The sequence below is a fragment of the Sporomusa acidovorans genome (genome assembly GCF_900101845.1).
GTDB classification, from domain to species: Bacteria; Bacillota; Negativicutes; order Sporomusales; family Sporomusaceae; genus Sporomusa; species Sporomusa acidovorans.
Map to the genome: position 1 here is coordinate 22,126 of NZ_FNAM01000012.1, position 16,958 is coordinate 39,083.

General features: G+C 40.6%; 15 protein-coding genes and 1 pseudogene. 13 read left to right on the plus strand and 3 right to left on the minus strand.

Going from position 1 to position 16,958, the window contains the following annotated elements:
• The first annotated feature begins 23 nt into the window (after window positions 1-23).
• The 11 genes and pseudogenes from BLR65_RS10220 to BLR65_RS10270 all read left to right on the plus strand — a co-directional run bounded on the left by BLR65_RS10220 (window position 24) and on the right by BLR65_RS10270 (window position 12,406).
• Window positions 24-1,805: a hypothetical protein gene (locus BLR65_RS10220; protein ID WP_093794095.1), complete on the plus strand. Its 1,782-nt coding sequence runs from the start codon at window positions 24-26 to the stop codon at window positions 1,803-1,805.
• A gap of 81 nt (window positions 1,806-1,886) precedes the next feature.
• Window positions 1,887-2,105, plus strand: a complete 219-nt coding sequence (locus BLR65_RS10225; RefSeq protein ID WP_093794096.1) for a hypothetical protein — start codon at window positions 1,887-1,889, stop codon at window positions 2,103-2,105.
• Between the two features lie 68 nt (window positions 2,106-2,173).
• Window positions 2,174-2,690 (plus strand): annotated as a pseudogene (locus BLR65_RS10230) (C-GCAxxG-C-C family (seleno)protein).
• Between the two features lie 101 nt (window positions 2,691-2,791).
• Window positions 2,792-3,610: an ATP-dependent sacrificial sulfur transferase LarE gene (gene larE, locus BLR65_RS10235; protein ID WP_093794098.1), complete on the plus strand. Its 819-nt coding sequence runs from the start codon at window positions 2,792-2,794 to the stop codon at window positions 3,608-3,610.
• A 2-nt stretch (window positions 3,611-3,612) separates the two neighbouring features.
• On the plus strand, window positions 3,613-4,365 hold the full coding sequence (gene larB, locus BLR65_RS10240; protein ID WP_093794099.1) for a nickel pincer cofactor biosynthesis protein LarB: 753 nt from the start codon (window positions 3,613-3,615) through the stop codon (window positions 4,363-4,365).
• Window positions 4,366-4,373: 8 nt separating this feature from the next.
• Window positions 4,374-5,114, plus strand: a complete 741-nt coding sequence (gene larC / locus BLR65_RS10245) for a nickel pincer cofactor biosynthesis protein LarC (protein WP_093794100.1) — start codon at window positions 4,374-4,376, stop codon at window positions 5,112-5,114.
• 9 nt (window positions 5,115-5,123) lie between these two features.
• Complete coding sequence (locus BLR65_RS10250; protein ID WP_093794101.1) at window positions 5,124-5,522, plus strand: hypothetical protein; 399 nt, start codon at window positions 5,124-5,126, stop codon at window positions 5,520-5,522.
• A 324-nt stretch (window positions 5,523-5,846) separates the two neighbouring features.
• A complete protein-coding gene (locus BLR65_RS31375; protein ID WP_093794102.1) occupies window positions 5,847-7,925 on the plus strand; it encodes a sigma-54 interaction domain-containing protein in 2,079 nt (692 codons plus the stop codon).
• A gap of 351 nt (window positions 7,926-8,276) precedes the next feature.
• Window positions 8,277-9,617 (plus strand): APC family permease, encoded by a 1,341-nt coding sequence (locus BLR65_RS10260; RefSeq protein WP_093794103.1) that lies wholly within the window; start codon window positions 8,277-8,279, stop codon window positions 9,615-9,617.
• Window positions 9,618-9,836: 219 nt separating this feature from the next.
• The gene (locus tag BLR65_RS10265) at window positions 9,837-11,024 is read left to right on the plus strand and encodes a MalY/PatB family protein (protein WP_093794104.1); all 1,188 of its coding nucleotides are present in this window, start codon (window positions 9,837-9,839) and stop codon (window positions 11,022-11,024) included.
• A 170-nt stretch (window positions 11,025-11,194) separates the two neighbouring features.
• Entirely contained in the window at window positions 11,195-12,406 is a 1,212-nt protein-coding gene (locus tag BLR65_RS10270; protein WP_176772725.1) for a DUF401 family protein, read from the plus strand.
• 421 nt (window positions 12,407-12,827) lie between these two features.
• Here the strand turns inward: BLR65_RS10270 and BLR65_RS10275 are convergent, their stop codons facing one another.
• Window positions 12,828-13,118, minus strand: a complete 291-nt coding sequence (locus BLR65_RS10275) for a hypothetical protein (protein WP_093794106.1) — start codon at window positions 13,116-13,118, stop codon at window positions 12,828-12,830.
• Between the two features lie 389 nt (window positions 13,119-13,507).
• Between BLR65_RS10275 and BLR65_RS10280 the strand changes: the two genes are divergently transcribed.
• Window positions 13,508-13,894 (plus strand): OsmC family protein, encoded by a 387-nt coding sequence (locus tag BLR65_RS10280; RefSeq protein ID WP_169716910.1) that lies wholly within the window; start codon window positions 13,508-13,510, stop codon window positions 13,892-13,894.
• A 219-nt stretch (window positions 13,895-14,113) separates the two neighbouring features.
• Here the strand turns inward: BLR65_RS10280 and BLR65_RS10285 are convergent, their stop codons facing one another.
• On the minus strand, window positions 14,114-15,313 hold the full coding sequence (locus tag BLR65_RS10285) for a MalY/PatB family protein (RefSeq protein WP_093794108.1): 1,200 nt from the start codon (window positions 15,311-15,313) through the stop codon (window positions 14,114-14,116).
• A 231-nt stretch (window positions 15,314-15,544) separates the two neighbouring features.
• Here BLR65_RS10285 and BLR65_RS10290 point away from each other — a divergent pair, with 231 nt between their 5' ends.
• Window positions 15,545-16,252, plus strand: a complete 708-nt coding sequence (locus BLR65_RS10290) for a helix-turn-helix domain-containing protein (RefSeq protein WP_093794109.1) — start codon at window positions 15,545-15,547, stop codon at window positions 16,250-16,252.
• An 82-nt stretch (window positions 16,253-16,334) separates the two neighbouring features.
• Here the strand turns inward: BLR65_RS10290 and BLR65_RS10295 are convergent, their stop codons facing one another.
• The gene (locus BLR65_RS10295) at window positions 16,335-16,808 is read right to left on the minus strand and encodes a MarR family winged helix-turn-helix transcriptional regulator (RefSeq protein ID WP_093794110.1); all 474 of its coding nucleotides are present in this window, start codon (window positions 16,806-16,808) and stop codon (window positions 16,335-16,337) included.
• Window positions 16,809-16,958: the final 150 nt, after the last annotated feature.

The following is a 16,958-nucleotide window of genomic DNA, read 5'->3' on the forward strand; positions in this document are numbered from 1 at the left end:
TTAATAAGAAGAGGTGGTAGTTTGTGGAAAAAGAAATATTATCAGTTATGAGCGCCATTAAAGCAAACAGATTTTACGTAACCAATGATCGGTTGGAGGCATTAACTAAAGGCCATGGAATGCTAAATGTTACAGTTGCCGCTGTCGCTAATGCTCTTGTCCGGGAGATACTTAACGGAGCTAGCATAAAGATCGACAACCCAAACTTTGCCTATATGCCTTTGGACAATGTGTTGAAAGTCGGTGTGGCGGCTGCCAAGGAGGCAGGTGCTGACGCTGTTAACGCTGCATTGATTACAGCCGTATTATTAAACCTTGTCGGGACGAAATCACGTGCCGGTGTACCGGCAGGAAACCGCAAGCTGGGTGCTATGGCTCGCATCGTAGCTGGGGCAGACCGTTCAGGAGTGTCGACTATTCCCACAGGGAAACGCAACTGCAAGGTTTCCGGCTTTGCAGCTGTCAAAGCGTTATATGAAGCCATGGAAAAAGGTGAATTGGTACAAGTAGACGGGGCAGATATTCCCCCATTCGTCTCTGGCAGCACAACATATGGCCACGGTGCGTTAGGGGAGGATTATACCTATGTAGACTTGGCGTTTAATGGCACAAAGATTGCCGTAGAAGGCATGAAGAAAGCGTATCGCGGCGTAGGTGTCGCTCCTAGTCCGGTAATGTGTGCCTTATTGGCTGCAGCGGCTGTGCTGGAAATTGTCAATCCCGATGGAGCCATTGATGAGAAATATGGCGATTATAACAGGACAGGAGTTGGCTATTTAGTAGGCAAGGGAGCTGCAAAAGCTGCCGGTCTTCCGGAAAAGCTGCATCTGCGTGGCACCGGCAAAGAGTATGATACGGCTGTTGTTATTGGCGACATCGGCATGATTCTGAAAGATGTTGGATCGCCGACAGTAGTCGGCATGATTTGCCTCAATGATATTCTGGCATCCTTCGTCGAGGGACCTCAACTTGGAGCCGGATCTGGCGCAGGACCTCATAATTCGCCCATTGGTCATCTGTCAAGTGATACGGTAATCACAATGAATGCTTTGGTGGAGAATAACGGTGATATATATGCCGCCGCTGATGTGCTAAAAAAAGTTAAGTCCAGGGGCTGGCTTGATCCTGAGGTTGCCACTATTTGTATCAACCTAATTGCCCATAAAGGTGAGCAGGTAAGGCGGGGCTTAGTTACCCAGGCCATGATCGTAGCTACTGAAGGGATCTTTAGTAATGCGGTATATGTCAGGGCCAAAAGAGCCTACAACGAATTGAAAGCAGGCAGGAAGCTGGAAGACATATGTCTTGAGTTGGATCGTGAAAGAAAAGCTGGAGTTGAAAAAAGAGCCGGTGAAGTTTTGTCACAACGGTTTGGCAAAGACATTGCCGTTCATATTACGAAGATGGAACCTTGTGCGCGGAGAAATCATCCCTTCTGCCGGCGGTATTGGAGCTTTGATCCTAATATTGATGCAGAAGTAACCATTGACGGAGAAAAGGTAGTACTGGAAGGCTTTGTCCATAAGGTAGTGCCTGATGTTGTTTTAAATAAGAAGGCTGAATTAGCATTGCCGGTATCGATTGTCACACCAGTAGTAGGTGAGCTGACCTGTGCTTCTGTCTGTACGCTCAATGCCATTGTACCGGCAGCTATGGCGACCGTTCTCGGTGTTGCAAGCTGGGAAGAGGCTGGGAAACGAGCAGAGAAAGGAGCTGCAACGCTCACGGCAGGCATTCCTGGTCTTGCAGAAGCAGCCAAGGAAATATCGAGGATTTCGTTACGATTAATGAATGATTTTAATTAATAGCCTAAGAACAAGAGAAGGTAGGACAACCAGATTGGATAATATCGTGTACTGGCAATGCCGGTGATAGGGGAGAAAAACATGACAGTAATTAGCATTCCTTATGGCGAGGGCAAATTGAGGCCCATATATCGGAAGAACGACTGGGGGTGTTTTGGAAAACGAGCCCACCAATATAAACCCGAGAATGGGGAAAAAGAACATGGATATTTATATGCGCGGGCCGGTCATCTAAATTATTGGAAGCGAATTTGTAATTTTAGTTTAAATAAAGATGATAAAGACGGCATAAAGTCATAAGTAATTTTTGATAAATGAAAGAGAACTGCCGTTGGACAGTTCTCTTTTTTTGCATTGGAGGATGGTACATGGAAAGGGAAAAACAGATTCCATCGGACGTGGCCCAGAAAGTGGTTGACCTTCTTTATGAGGCTATTGGCTGTAATATCAATGTTATGGGGGAAAATGGTGAGATTATAGCTACAAAACAGAAACAGCGTTTAGGGTCTTTCCATGAGGGCGGGCGTCGGGTTGTGCGGGCTTTCCGCGATTTTTATCAGCTTAATGTATCTGATGAAGCACTAAAAATGTCTTCCGGTTTTGGTGGTGGTCTAGGGCATGCTGGTTGCATGTGTGGTACGCTCTCAGGAGCCACTATGGTTCTGGGTATGTTACAAGGCCGGAACAAGCCGCGGCCCCATTTATGACAGTGCCAAGAACTTCCACAGCGTTTTCAATGACAAGTTTGGAGCTGCTTGCTGCCGAGTGTTAAACCCTCATGAATTTGGTAGTCAAGAACAGCGAGATACTTGTCTTAAAATTACCGGAACTACTGCTGAATTGCTGATGAAATATATCCAGGATGAGCAACTGTCGGCTAAGTAAGACTATGGTTTTGTTTAATTAGTATTTGACCGATTGATCAACGTCAAGCGTGGTTAAAGAAGAAGATTTCGTAGCAAAGTCTAAAGGTAGAGGTTGATGCAATGCCTATAGTACAAGAAAAAATAAACAAACTGAATGAACTTCTTTTGTCGATGGGGAGTGTCGTAATTTCATTTTCTGGAGGCGTAGACAGCACATTTTTAGCGGCGGCCGCCCATAAACTACTTAGCAATAAAGCTGTTGCAGTAACCGCCTACTCAGAGTCATTTGCTGCATGGGAAAAAAATGACGCGCAGGCTATCGCCAAAGCGATTGGGATAAAACATATCTTTCTACCAGGCGGAGAGATGAATAATGCTGACTTTGTTTCTAATACCTATCAGCGGTGTTATTACTGCAAAAAGGAACGTTTTTCCGCACTGGCTGTTTGGGCTAAGGAGCATGGGTACGGCTTTGTGGCTGAGGGAAGTAACAACGATGATTTAGAGGATTTTCGTCCAGGTATGAAAGCCATAGCTGAATTACCAGTAGTAAGAAGTCCTCTTTTGGAAGCTGGTTTTACTAAAGAAGAAATTAGATTGGTATCACGACAATGGGGGCTGCCTACGTGGGACAAGCCAAGTACTGCCTGCCTGGTGTCACGTTTGACCTATGGCTTGCCGATTACTGCGCAGCGCTTGCTGCAAATTGAGCAAGCCGAGAAGCTAGTGCGCAGTTATTGTTCCGGTAAGATACGGGTTCGCCATCATGGTGCGTTGGCTAGAATTGAGGTACAGCCAGAAGTAATACCTCTTTTAACCAGGATAGAGGTTCTGACAGACTTAGTGGCAGGTATAAAGGAATTGGGATTTACATATGTAACGATTGATTTGAGTGGATACCGTACCGGAAGTATGAATGAGATGATGAATGAGGTGTAAAAGTGGACATAGATTATGTAAGTAATCTGCTCGGAGAATTTAAGGCAGGCAGACTAACGATAGAAGAGGTACTTGAGAAACTTAAAATATTGCCTTATGAGGATATGGATTTTGCTAAGCTTGACCATCACCGGTTGATTAGGCAAGGGTATGCCGAAGTAGTTTTTTGTCAAGGGAAAACGATAGAACAAGTACATGCTATTATTAATAAATTAGCTGATTATAACAGCAGCATTTTAGCAACAAGGGCTACCAGAGAGATGTATAATGCCGTAAAAGAAAGTTTGCCTGACGCTCAGTATCATGAAATGGCAAGATTAATCACTATTGAGCGGCAAAAGCCTCCGGTGGATAATGAGCGGTTCATTCTGGTCATGAGCGCCAGCACGAGTGATATTCCGGTAGCCGAAGAGGCTGCTATTACGGCTGAAATTATGGGTAATAAAGTCAAACGAGTGTATGATGTCGGTGTCGCCGGTATTCACCGTCTGCTTGCTCAGAGGCAGTTAATTGAGCAGGCTAACGTTCTAATCGTAGTGGCCGGTATGGAAGGGGCGCTGGCAAGTGTAGTTGGCGGAATGGCAGCGAAACCTGTGATTGCCGTGCCTACAAGCATCGGTTATGGTGCAAACTTTGGTGGCCTTGCTGCATTGTTAAGTATGCTTAATAGCTGTGCTGCTGGAGTGGCTGTTGTCAATATTGATAACGGCTTTGGTGCAGGTCGAATGGCTAGTATTATTAATAAAATGAGGTGATTAGCCGTATGACTGAGAAATGTAACGTGATATATCTTGATTGTTTTGCAGGCATCAGCGGTAATATGCTGCTTGGAGCTTTAATTGACGTAGGAATGCCGGAGGAACTGCTTCGTTCGGAGTTAGCGAAATTACCGATAAGTGGATATGAAATTAAGGTAACACGGGTAAATAGGGGTGACATTTGTGCATTGTACGTAGATGTTAGGGTCGATGAGCATGGGCACCATCACCGTAATCTTACTGATATAACAACGATCATTGATCAATCTGGGCTTGGATCTGCTGTTAAAGAAAATAGTAAACAAATATTTACCCGTTTGGCTTATGCAGAGGCCAAAGTGCATGGTGTACCGGTAGATGAGATTCATTTCCATGAAGTGGGTGCTATAGATTCAATTGTTGACATCGTCGGTGTTGCATGCGCGTTTGATTATTTAGGTGTAGAGAGGATATATACATCACGTCTGCATGTTGGCAGTGGTTTTATAAAATGTTGTCATGGTCTTATTCCAGTCCCTGCGCCGGCTACTGCTGAGCTTTTAAATGGCATTCCTTACTACCAAGGGGCGATTGCCAAAGAATTGGTAACTCCTACCGGAGCTGCGATTCTGGCAATATTGGGGAGTGGTTTTGGTTCAATGCCCGAAGGATTTATTAGCCGTAAAATTGGTTATGGGGCCGGTACTTGGGAGATTGATATACCTAATGTGACACGCCTGTATCTTGGAGAAATAAAGAAAGTGTAAAATGCGCCAATGAATGGCATGTATGCCCTTTCAAATATTGGTAGTTCGTGGCTTAGCCGAGAGAATCTGATGGGCTCAGTGTTTGCCGGATCGGCTTTTTTATATGGTTATCTTTGGTGGAAAAAAGAGCTGTTTATTATGGGACAGAGTACTGGAGATCAGTTTATTGATGCGCAGCTTCACCACGTTTCACAGACGGTAACTAGCGAATATATGCTCTGTATTTTTATACATGTTATGTTTGCTTGCCTGTTGCCAATGGGGCTGGCTTTTACGTATTGGCACAGTGAAAATGCAACAACAGGAAAGTTTAGTTTTCGTGCTGTGATTTTTGCCCTTGTGTTAGTTGGTGCATTTGCGGGACGCTCGCTGTTGTATGTGGCAGGTTCAGCGTTTTTACCTTTTTGATGCTAGTAAAAAAGGAGAGACTTTTATTTAGGCTACCCATTTTTTTCAATCTAATGTGGTTTGCTATTACTAGAAGTGAGGAGAAGTTTATATATTTAGCTGTAGTATTCAAGGATGAATTTACTGCATCCAACCAAGTTTAGCACTGATGGCAGCATTTTATTAGGCTTCTGCCGTTAGTTCTTCAGTAGCAGCCTCGCTATTTTCCGAAACTGCAGCAACTTGGCTTAGTCAGCAATTGGATGAAGCGCGGATAGGAAGAGGGGCATTTATTTCAGTGTTTCATGCATTTAAAAATGAACGGATAATTTACGGTGGTGTTAAATGATGAAAAAAAGAGTTGCGATTGTAACTTATTATTCTTCAATTGTGGGTGAATTTTATCGCCAACAACTCAATTTTCTATTTGACAATATGCTGCAGATTGACACCTATTCTTTCGCTAATGATAGCCTGCGGGAAATAGAGGCTGATCTTATTTTGGTATCACACTATGATATGTATCTGGAATGTAAAAAATATATCAAAAATAATAGTGATATTGTGATGATTAGCATAACGATATTGAAGGAGGCTCTTGAGAGAATAAAAAAGATACCCAGAGGCTCCAAGGTTATGCTTGTAAATATCAGCGCTGATCGGGCCAGAGAAACGATAGCTTTATTGTATCAAGCGGGGATTGACCACATCGAATTAACTCCGGTTTATCCGGGAATAAAAGATCCGCCCGTACTTGATATAGCAATCACACCTGATGAGGAACGGTTTGTTCCGAGAAACGTCAAAGAAGTAATTAACATAGGTAATCGCGTGCTAGATATGAATACTGTTGTTGATATTGCGGTGAAAATGGACATGGGTCATCTGTTGCTCAAAGATACCATTCAAGAGTATTTCAATCAAATTGTCCCGGTGAGTTATGGTATCAAAAATCTCTTAGGGGCGACCAGTCGCCTGACTGATCAGTTGGACATGCTACAGCAAATTGTAGATGACGGTCTCATCGGTGTATATCCCGATGGGATTGTGTATTTATGTAATGAGGCTGCGGAAAAAATCCTTGGCTATAAGCGAAATCAGGTGGTTGGAAGTTACCTTTACGAGTTAACTCAGCAGGCTTTATTCCAGGAAGTAATTGAAAATTGGCAGCCGATAAAGAACCGGCTTGTTAAGATAAATGGTGTTGATATTGTTGTTTCGGCTCTTCCGTACTCGAATGTTGAAGAGCGACTTGGCGTTATAGTGATGTTAAAAAAATATGCCGATACAGAAAAACAGCAGCATCGGATCAGAATTCAAGCAGTGGGCAAAGGACATGTGGCTAAGTATTCCTTCGAGCATATCGTCGGTGAAAGCAAAGTAACTAAGAATTTGAAAGAACTGGCTCAGAGAATGGCTCAATCCTCTTCGTCGGTTCTAATTACAGGCGAAAGTGGAACAGGTAAAGAGTTATTAGCGCAGGCAATACACAATGCGTCTCCTCGCAGTAAATATCCGTTTATTGCTGTAAACTGCGCTGCACTTCCTGAGAATTTGTTGGAGAGTGAACTTTTTGGGTATGAAGAAGGGGCTTTTACTGGCGCCAAAAAAGGTGGCAAAATGGGTTATTTTGAAATGGCTCATTTGGGAACTCTTTTTTTGGATGAAATTGGAGACATGGCGCCCCAACTACAAGTAAGGCTATTACGGACTATTCAGGAAAAAGAGATTGTTCGTATAGCAGGCGACGTCGTTATTAAAGTTGATGTGAGGATCATTTCGGCAACCAACTGTGATTTAAAAAGAAAAGTTCGAGATGGAGAATTTAGAAAAGATCTGTATTATCGTTTGAATGTTCTTCCGTTGAGTACTCCTTCGCTCAGAGAAAGAATCGATGACATACCTTTATTGTTTAGGCATATATCCAGAAATTTAAATTTTAACTTTACTTTAACGCCTGAAGCAATGGAGGTTTTTCAAAACCATGATTGGGAAGGCAATATCCGCGAACTTCATAACTATGTTGAATATTTAGGGCAACTGAACAAGGACATAATAGGCGCCGATGATGTATTGGCTATTTTGCAATCAAGTAATAGCGTATCTAGTACAATTGGTATCGATAATCGAGAACTTAATGAAGAGCTTGAAAGAGCAGCAGAAAAGAATAAGTCTGGCTATTTCTTTGTTCTTACAGAACTGGAAAGATGTTATCTTAATAGAAATAGAACAGGGCGAAGAAGTATTGCTCAGGCTGCATGCAAACAAGGGGTATTTTTATCGGAGCAGGAAATCAGAACAATTCTTATCGTTCTAGAAGAATGTGGCATAATAGATATCCTAAAAGGGCGTGGCGGAACCAGATTGACAGAGCAAGGTCTTAAGTTAATCCCGTATTTGAAAAAAAAACTAAATGGAGTTTGATGTGTAGTACTGTAAAGGGTTAATTGGGTGAAACAAAACACCGAATTAACCCTTTTGATATAATGCGGAATGCAGCTCATATCGAATAAATACACTACGATAGTAGATTAAGCAAATAATGCCACGTGCTTACTTTTCTTGCAAAAAAGACACAACATTAGCAGCTACGGCTTTTTTCAGTTTGTTAGCCTTCTGTAACGAAAAAGGAAAATTTGAAATTGAGAGAATTGGCATGATATTTGCAATGTTTTCTAAACGAGCGAACAAGGATGGAATGTAGGAGGGGATACTTTGGATTTAGGTTTACACAATATAAAACGATTTCCCAATAAAGAAATAGGAGGGTAAGGCATGGCTGAAATGCAAACTGCCAAATTAAAAAAAGTATTAGGATTATCTGATGTTCTTGGATTTGTATTGGGAAGTATTGTCGGAGCGGGGGTTCTTATTCTTACCGGTGTGGGCATTGGTTTAACAGGGAAAGGCGTTGTACTCGCATTTTTGATATCTGGTCTTGTTAATATCATTGCAATTATGCCATTGGCTCAGTTAGCTTCCGCTCTTCCAGTGACCGGAGCCGGATATACGTATTCCAAATTGCTGGTGGGGCCTAAATGGGCATTTTTGTGGCAGATCGGCGTTATTTTTTCCAAAGTCACAGTCGGTTTGTATTCTCTATCTTTTGCTCAGTACCTGCAAAGCATGTATCCAAACGCGCCAATAAAAATTTCGGCGATTCTGATGATGACCTTTTTCTATGTGCTTAACATGGTTGGGATAAAATCGGCGGCTACTACGCAGAAGTGGTTGGTTGTCTTGAAGGTTTCCGGGTTATTGGTATTTGCGTTGTGGGGGATTAGCTCGGTGGATGTTTCTTCCTTTGCGTCGATGGAAGCGTTGCTGCCTAAAGGAATGGACGGGATGCTGCAGGCGATCGGCGTCGTGGCTTTTGCTAGTTATGGAGCTCTCTATGTGGTTGAATTAGGTGGTGAAATGAAAAACCCCTCCAGGGACATTCCTCTGGGGATTATTGCCGGTACCATCGGAGCCACGCTAATTTACATGATAATTGCTTTTGTAGCGTCAGGGACACTGCCGCTCGACCAAGTCGCTAACAAGCCTTTAAGCCTCGTGGGCAAGAGCGTTTTGCCGCCAACGGCTTATTACTATTTCATGATGGCGGGGGTGGTCGTATCCATGGGTACGCTACTCAATGGTGTTTTCCAATGGGTAACAAAGGGGTTGATCGTGTCGAGCCGAGACGGGTGGCTACCCAAGAAACTGGGAGAGGTAAACGAGAGGTTCGGTACTCCGCATTATGCGCTTTCTTTTCTTTATTTCATAGGAGTGGTCACTGTCCTGAGCGGAATTTCTTTGGGAGACTTGGCAAGAATCGGTTTTGGTTTTTTACTGTTGGTAAATCTAATTCCGATAGTAGGATGCTTCTCATTGCCGAAAAAGTATCCCGAGCAATATGCTAAGGCACTTTTCCATCTAAAGCCGAGCTTATTGTATCCTGTAATTTTGGTATCACTGATAGCGACGGTTGGGCAGATTTTCTACTTATTCAAAGGGCTGCCGACCAATTTACAGATGGGTTTAAGCGTGGCCGTTGCTTTTTCAATTGCATACGTAAATATAGTTGGCAATCGGATGAATCTGAAAGAAATTGGAAAAGACGAAAGTTTTTAGTATTGTGTTCACCTTGCGGCAAAACTGCGCCGCTTGAATAAAATCTTTGTTCGCAATCGGGCATTCTTCTGTGGCGCAGCAGATAATCGAAGGGTGTTTGTGCTAGTAGCGAAGTAGACCCCATCCTGCACAAAAATGGTGCCACTTAGTACCAAACTATATTGCTAATAGCGGCATAATTCGCTCTAAATCGATACTTTACATAAGGGGGAAATGATATTGAAATATGATTTTGATCAACCGGTTAACCGCTTAAACACAGCATCCCTCAAATGGGACGGTGCGTATGTCTTTTTAGGAGAACAAGCTAAAGGCGCTCTGCCAATGTGGGTAGCGGATATGGATTTTAGATCACCACAAGAGGTTATTGATGAGTTAAAAAAGAGAGTTGAGCATGGTATTTTTGGTTACCCGATGTGCACTCAATCCTATTACGATGCAGTTATTGGATGGATGAAGCGACGTTTTAATTGGACGATAAAACAAGAAAACATACATTATGCTCCTGGCATTATTCCTGCCTTGAATTATCTTGTGCAAGTGTTTACCGAAGAAGGAGACTGTATTGCGATTCAATCTCCGGTTTACTATCCTTTTACAAACAGTATTGTTAATAACAATCGGCGGGTAGTCTTAAATTGTCTCAAATTTGAGGATGGCAGATATACCATGGACTATGAAGATTTAGAACAAAAGCTTTCCACCAATAAGGTTAAACTTTTAATTTTATGTAGTCCCCATAATCCGGTTGGCAGGGTATGGTCAAAAGAGGAACTGACAAAATTAGGCGAGATCTGCTTCAAGCACGGGGTTCTTGTTGTTTCTGATGAAATTCACGCAGATTTAACTTTGAAGGGAGTTAGGAACACCGCTTTTGCTAGTATCTCTGAGGAGTTTGCCCAAAATGCAATTGTTTGCACAGCTGCAAGCAAGACCTTTAATCTGGCTGGATTGCAAACGGCAAACATAATTATACCTAATAAAGAACTAGGGCTCAAATACAATAACTATATGAAAAAACTCCATTTACTTAAGCCAAATATCTTTGGTCAAATGGCCACTGAAGTTGCATATAATTACGGCGCAGAATGGCTGGAACAGTTAAAGGATTATTTGCAAGGTAATCTGGAATACCTCACCAGCTATATTGACAGTAATATAAACAAAATTAAAGTAATTAAGCCGGAAGGGACATATCTTGTTTGGCTGGATTGCAGAGAACTTAATATGAAAGGGGAAGAACTTAAAGCCTTTATGCTGCAAAATGCTAAAGTTGCGCTTGATGATGGTTATCTATTCGGTCCTGGCGGAGAGTATTTTACGCGAATGAACATTGGTTGTAACCGGAAAACACTGAAAGAAGCACTTATGAGGATTGAATGGGCTGTAAACCATTATAGGCGGTAATTGGGAGCTTGCTATACCTAATGTGACACAGCTGTATTTGGGGGAAATGTGATAGCTGTGAGCTATGAATTGATTAGTTACTAATAAATTTCCTAGTATATTTACTCTTCCAAGTTCTTTTGTTATATTAGGATATGGATTTTGCTAAGACAGTACAAGGAGATTTGCCTATGGACATAATAAAGCTCGCAGTAGTATTCTTTTTGATTGTAGCGGCTATCAAGTTTAAAAAACCGCTGCATGTTGCAATTTTAGCCGGAACTGTTGGAGCAAGCATACTCTATGATATTAATGCCCTGCAAGCTTTACAAATTATGGGCGCTGCCAGTATTAGCCCGGACACCATTATGCTGGTTTTATCTTTCTATTCCATTACCTTTTTGCAGCGAATGCTTGAAAAGCGAGAGCAATTAACTCTCGCCGAACAGTCATTGAATGGGATATTCAACAGCCGCAGAATAAATGCCATGATGGCACCAGTTATCATCGGTCTTCTGCCGTCACCGGGAGCTGTTCTTATCGCCTGCCCGATCGTGGATAATGCTGGCGGCAATGATATAAGTAAAGAGGATAAAACCTTTATAGCCAGTTACTTCCGGCATATCTCAGAAGCTTTCTTGCCTACCTATGCTTCAATTATATTGGCTTTGCAGTTATCTGGCGTTGATATGACGGCTTTCGTAGTGAGTATGCTGCCAATGGCAGTTGTCTTGTTTTTATTGGGTTATTTTTATTATGTGCGAAAAATTCCGAAAGAAACCGGACAACCAAACTCCAATAAGAAACTTACGCATGTGAAAAGCTTGCTGCGCAGTATCTGGACAATTATAGCAACAATTATCATCATCCTTACCTTCAAACTCCAGGTTCATATTGCGGTTAGCATGATTATTATCCTTAACTTCATAATTGACAGATTTACCTGGGAAGAAATTAAGCCAATGTTTATTAGTGCGTTTGAATACAAATTAATCACTAGCACGATTGCCATCATGATGTTTAAGGACATTCTGACCTATACCGGAGTCATAGACAGACTGCCGGAAGTCTTTGCCGTACTGCCGATTCCATCTGTTGTCATTTTTGCGCTTGTTTTTTTACTTGGCACTATTGTTGCCGGTACGCAAGCAATCATAGCTTTAGGCATACCTTTGGCATTTGCGGCCATACCTGAGGGCGGAGTAGCCTTGATGGTACTCTTAATGTGTATGACCTATATAGCCATGCAGGTTTCGCCCACCCATATTTGTCTGGCAATAGTAACCGAAAGATTTGAGACATCGTTTATTGATTTGGTTAAGCGGACTGTACCTGTCATGTTTGTGTTCCTGGTCATTCTCTCAGGGTATAGTTATATATTGTATTTATTGCAGAGTTTGTAGGAAAAAGGGATGCCGAACGGCGCATACATGTGTGCGCGGACATCCCTTTTTTAGTTAAGTAGAATTAATGATGGTCTGTGACGATGGAAAAATAATTGCTGGCATTTATCCTGAGATTAACCCGCTCTGAGACTCCGTGCTTCTGTAATTGGAAGTTAAGAGCGGATAAGTCCCTGGATAAGGGCGACTAACCTTCAGATGGGGTTAAAACCCCACCTGAAGGTTAGTCTACTTTATACAATTTGTAATAGAAGGTGGTAATATAATGACCAAAGTTATAGGAATACCATTCTTGCACGCTTTCTTCGAGCCGTACCGCTTTGAAACCGTGGGCTCTAATATTTCTACGACTTCTATCGACAATATGAAGTACAGAGATTCAGCGTCACAACAATCGTTTTTTGTTGTGACGCTGAATCGTTTAAGCGACGCTGTAGATTTTTACATCAGGATCGGCACTCCATAGCGGTTTTAGGCCGACAAATACATCATTCTTGAACATTTCGCTATCAAGATAAGCCTTTGCATTTTCAACGCTGTCAAAACCATGAAGAACCTGGACATCTTCGGCACGGATAAGAAGCTCTTTAGTAACTGCTCCTTTGATTTGTGATAAAAAGGGTTGACGATAGTCTGTGTAGACCTTTGCTGCTGCCGGACGATTGGCGTTGTTAATTACCATCGTAATTAACAAGTATGCCTTTACACTCATATTATTCCCTCCATATACTATGTTTATGGTTTAACCACAATCAAAGTATAACAAAGCAACTCGGAAGAATAAATATATTAATAATTTTATAAGTAACTAATAATTTTCATAGTAATGGCACTATAACAGCTGGTAACACGTCTTACAGGGCGGGAGCTCTTTGCTCCAGAGCCGGGAATTATGCTAGTGAGTTGAATTACAAATTTCCAGAATTGATACAAATAATGAAAATATGTCTTAAAATAAGATTTTTTGAAATTAGGTATTAGAGGCTAAAAAAGGCATTATAGCGTAAGGTGCCACGATATTTAAAATAGAATTTTATTTGGCACGAATTTTGCATTATGTTTTTATAAATTGTGAATTATTAAATGAAGGAAGTGTTTATTTTGAAGACGGTAAAGAATATGGAAAAAAATTTTCAATGTTATTTGGAAAATGAACCGCCAATCATAATTGATACTACCGAGGAAAGTGGTGGGACAGGGGAAGGCATGAAACCATTTGAGTTGGTGGAAACGGCTTTAGCCGCCTGTATGAACATCACAGCAAGACGAAATGCTGGACAAGTGAATATAGAATTACATGATATTAAAACATTTGTCCGAATGAATTGGCAAGAAGAGGGAAAATTAATTTTTGAATATGATTATTCCATTCCGGAAAACTTTACAGACATAGAGCGTCGAGTGATTGATGACGCTATTAATAGTTGTGCGTTAAGACAGCTTTTTTCAACCTGTAAAATTGAATTTAAACAGGTTGCTATAAAATAGGAAAGAAAGTAATCTAAAGACTACGTACTGCATTATTCTTTTGGCCAAGTAAAATTTGTGGAAAAAATCTGTGTAAACCTCCAAGTTGGCGTAAAATGGAGACGGCAACTTGGAGGTTTTAATATGGCTTGGATATAGTGCGACTAGTAATTACCGAGTATGAAAGAGGTAGTCCCAAAGTTAAAAAAAACTTTTGGGACTACCTCCATAGATAGCGAACTATCGACGATTATTGATGGCTTCGCAGATACGGCGGAGTCCTTCTTTTACAATTGAACGCGGGCAGGCAAGATTGAGGCGAATATAACCATCTGAATTGGCAACAAACATGTTCCCACCTTCAAGCAGAACACCGGCCTTGTTAGCGAAAAATAGCGGGAGACTTTTTTCATCAGGCAGATAGTTCCCAACATTAACCCAGGCTAAATAGGTAGCTTCTGAGATGCGGTATTTAGCTTTTGGTAGATGCTCAGCTAGATATTCACCGGTGATTTTGAAATTTTCGTCTAGATAAGCGCGCATTTGATCCAGCCAATCAGCGCCATAAGCATAGGCGGCTTGAGTAGCTGCGATACTGAGTGGATTATCGAAGTTATAATGACGTTCCTTCCAGATACTTCTTAAATCACTATTTGGAATGATAATATTGGACATCATGAATCCGGCCATGTTAAATGTTTTACTTGGTGCCATACAAGTAATGAGCTTGTCGTAATTAGGAAACAATTTGGCTAAAGGTGTATGCACCATGCCTACTCTTAGAAGGTCGCAGTGGATTTCATCTGAAATAATCCAAAGATTGTGACGAATGCAAATATCACCGACACGTTTTAATTCTTCTGGAGTCCAGACGCGGCCACTTGGGTTATGAGGATTACAAAAAATACACAAGGCAGTTTTCTCGTCACTTGCTTTGGCTTCAAAATCGTCAAAATCTATAGTATAATACCCATCATTATTAATTAAGTTTGAACAAATAGATTCGCGATTATTAAAGTCAGCAGCATATTTAAAATATGCATAGGACGGGGTGACAAACAATACTTTTTCATCCGGTTTACAGATATATCCAACCATTTCGTAAAGCGCCGGAATGACTCCGTTAGATGTTACTAAGTGTTCTTTTTCAAAATGCCATTGATAACGTTTTTCTGTCCAACGAACAAACGTGTTGTAATATTCAGGATCAAATACTCTGGTATATCCAAAAATACGGCGGTCCAGTCTGGTCTTTATAGCGTCAATAATGACTTGCGGTGTTGCAAATTCCATATCTGCAACCCACATTCTTATAAACTCATCATCCGCATAAGGGAATCTCATGGTTGAATCCGCATGAAAGATATATTCACGGAAGCCTTCAGTATTCATGGCATTCGAGTTCTTTCGATCAATAATTTCATCAAAATTATAAGTCATAGTTTTAATCCCCTTTGTTATTTTGTAGCTTTACTTTATAAGTTATTAAAATATAAATGATGAAATTAATCAAAACGGATTGAGTTTCGTTAAAATAGACTAATTTGATCAAAGTGTTTCTTTAAAGTAGAATTTTGGGTAAATTTGCGTTAGAATATATAAAGATAGCATGATTTGACGATTAATTTACTCAAATAATATATTCATATGAAACTAGAAAGGGGTGGTGAAATGAATGAAGTTGCTGTAGAAATTGGGAATAGAATCCGTAATTTTCGAAAAGGCAAAGACATTACCATTCAAGAACTTTCAGATAAGATATGTAAGAGCAAAGCTACTGTTTCTAAATACGAAAAAGGTGAAATTGTTATCGATATCGTTACTTTGTACGATATAGCAACGGCATTAGGTGTTCATGTGGAACAGTTACTTTATTGTCCTCCAAGCCAAGCTCAAATTCAATCTGACGGTATTAAACCAGCATTTTTTCGTAATTCTTCCCAGTTTTACTCTTATATCTATGATGGGAGAACGAATAAATTAATTCGTTGTGTGTTCGATGTTTTATCTAAAACAGATGAATCCAGTTACAAAGTGATGCTCTATATGAATATTGACAGTTACGAAAATTATCAAAACTGTGAAAACACATATTGGGGGTATATCGAACATTATGATGTTCTGACCAACATTATCTTGAAAAATCAGGCATCTCCGGTTGAACAGATCACGATTAGTGTACTTGCCTCATTCCTTGACTCACCGACTAAATGGGGATTAATGTTTGGAATCTCATCTCGGCCGGTTATGCCAATAGCTGTGAAGATGCTCTTTTCCAAGAAACAATTGAAAGAAGATAAGGATCTAATCGAGCAATTGCGTGTATCGAAAGAGGATATCCGCATAATGAAAATGTATAATATGTTTGCCATCATGTAAGCTTTAGGCTAAAAATTAATAGGGCTACTGTGAAACCAAATTTGGTTCGCAGTAGCCTTTTATTTTATGTGATATCAATCAGTTATAAGAGCTTAGCGAAGATTCCAATGACTTTATAGAATGCATCAATTTCTTCAGCAGTACAATACTTGGATAGATCTTCAAGTGTTTTAGAAATTGTAATTGTATCATATAGTTTATGCGCTTTGCTTAGTTTTAATCCTTCTTCTGTTACATATAACAGCACAGTTTTTGCATTTGTTTCTGTCTTATGACGGTAGACTAACCCTTTATCAACCAACTTGCTTACAGTTTGAGATAAGGCGCTTTTGGTCTTACTCCAGTGTTGTGCCAACTCTGTAACTGTAGTTCCGGGATTATCTTCAATGTAGGTCAAAGTATGCACTTCCGTCATGGAAAGAATATGTCCCGTTCCGTAATCGTGTGCAGCATTAATATAATCACTATATTTTATGACAAACTGATAGATGTTATTATGACGATTGTTTAAGTGACGATATGTAGCATTTATGAATGCATCTTCTTCGTTTCTCATAATTACTCCTTATGTCTATATGGTAAAAGTGTATCACAAATAATGTAAATTATCAACGATAGCCCAAAAATGTCCGGCAAATCAAACTTAAAAAAAAGTTAAGTTAATAAATAATTTTCTGAAATATATTGACTAATTAAACGATTTGGT

Excerpts from the sequence above, each read along its gene's own strand:
- BLR65_RS10295 (WP_093794110.1), bottom strand. The coding sequence starts at position 16,808 with ATGAGAAACGAAGAAGATGCATTCATAAATGCTACATATCGTCACTTA.
- BLR65_RS10225 (WP_093794096.1), top strand. The coding sequence starts at position 1,887 with ATGACAGTAATTAGCATTCCTTATGGCGAGGGCAAATTGAGGCCCATA.
- larE (WP_093794098.1), top strand. The coding sequence starts at position 2,792 with ATGCCTATAGTACAAGAAAAAATAAACAAACTGAATGAACTTCTTTTG.
- larC (WP_093794100.1), top strand. The coding sequence starts at position 4,374 with ATGACTGAGAAATGTAACGTGATATATCTTGATTGTTTTGCAGGCATC.
- BLR65_RS10290 (WP_093794109.1), top strand. The coding sequence starts at position 15,545 with ATGAATGAAGTTGCTGTAGAAATTGGGAATAGAATCCGTAATTTTCGA.
- BLR65_RS10285 (WP_093794108.1), bottom strand. The coding sequence starts at position 15,313 with ATGACTTATAATTTTGATGAAATTATTGATCGAAAGAACTCGAATGCC.
- BLR65_RS10260 (WP_093794103.1), top strand. The coding sequence starts at position 8,277 with ATGGCTGAAATGCAAACTGCCAAATTAAAAAAAGTATTAGGATTATCT.
- BLR65_RS10275 (WP_093794106.1), bottom strand. The coding sequence starts at position 13,118 with ATGAGTGTAAAGGCATACTTGTTAATTACGATGGTAATTAACAACGCC.
- BLR65_RS10250 (WP_093794101.1), top strand. The coding sequence starts at position 5,124 with ATGAATGGCATGTATGCCCTTTCAAATATTGGTAGTTCGTGGCTTAGC.
- BLR65_RS31375 (WP_093794102.1), top strand. The coding sequence starts at position 5,847 with ATGATGAAAAAAAGAGTTGCGATTGTAACTTATTATTCTTCAATTGTG.
- BLR65_RS10270 (WP_176772725.1), top strand. The coding sequence starts at position 11,195 with ATGGACATAATAAAGCTCGCAGTAGTATTCTTTTTGATTGTAGCGGCT.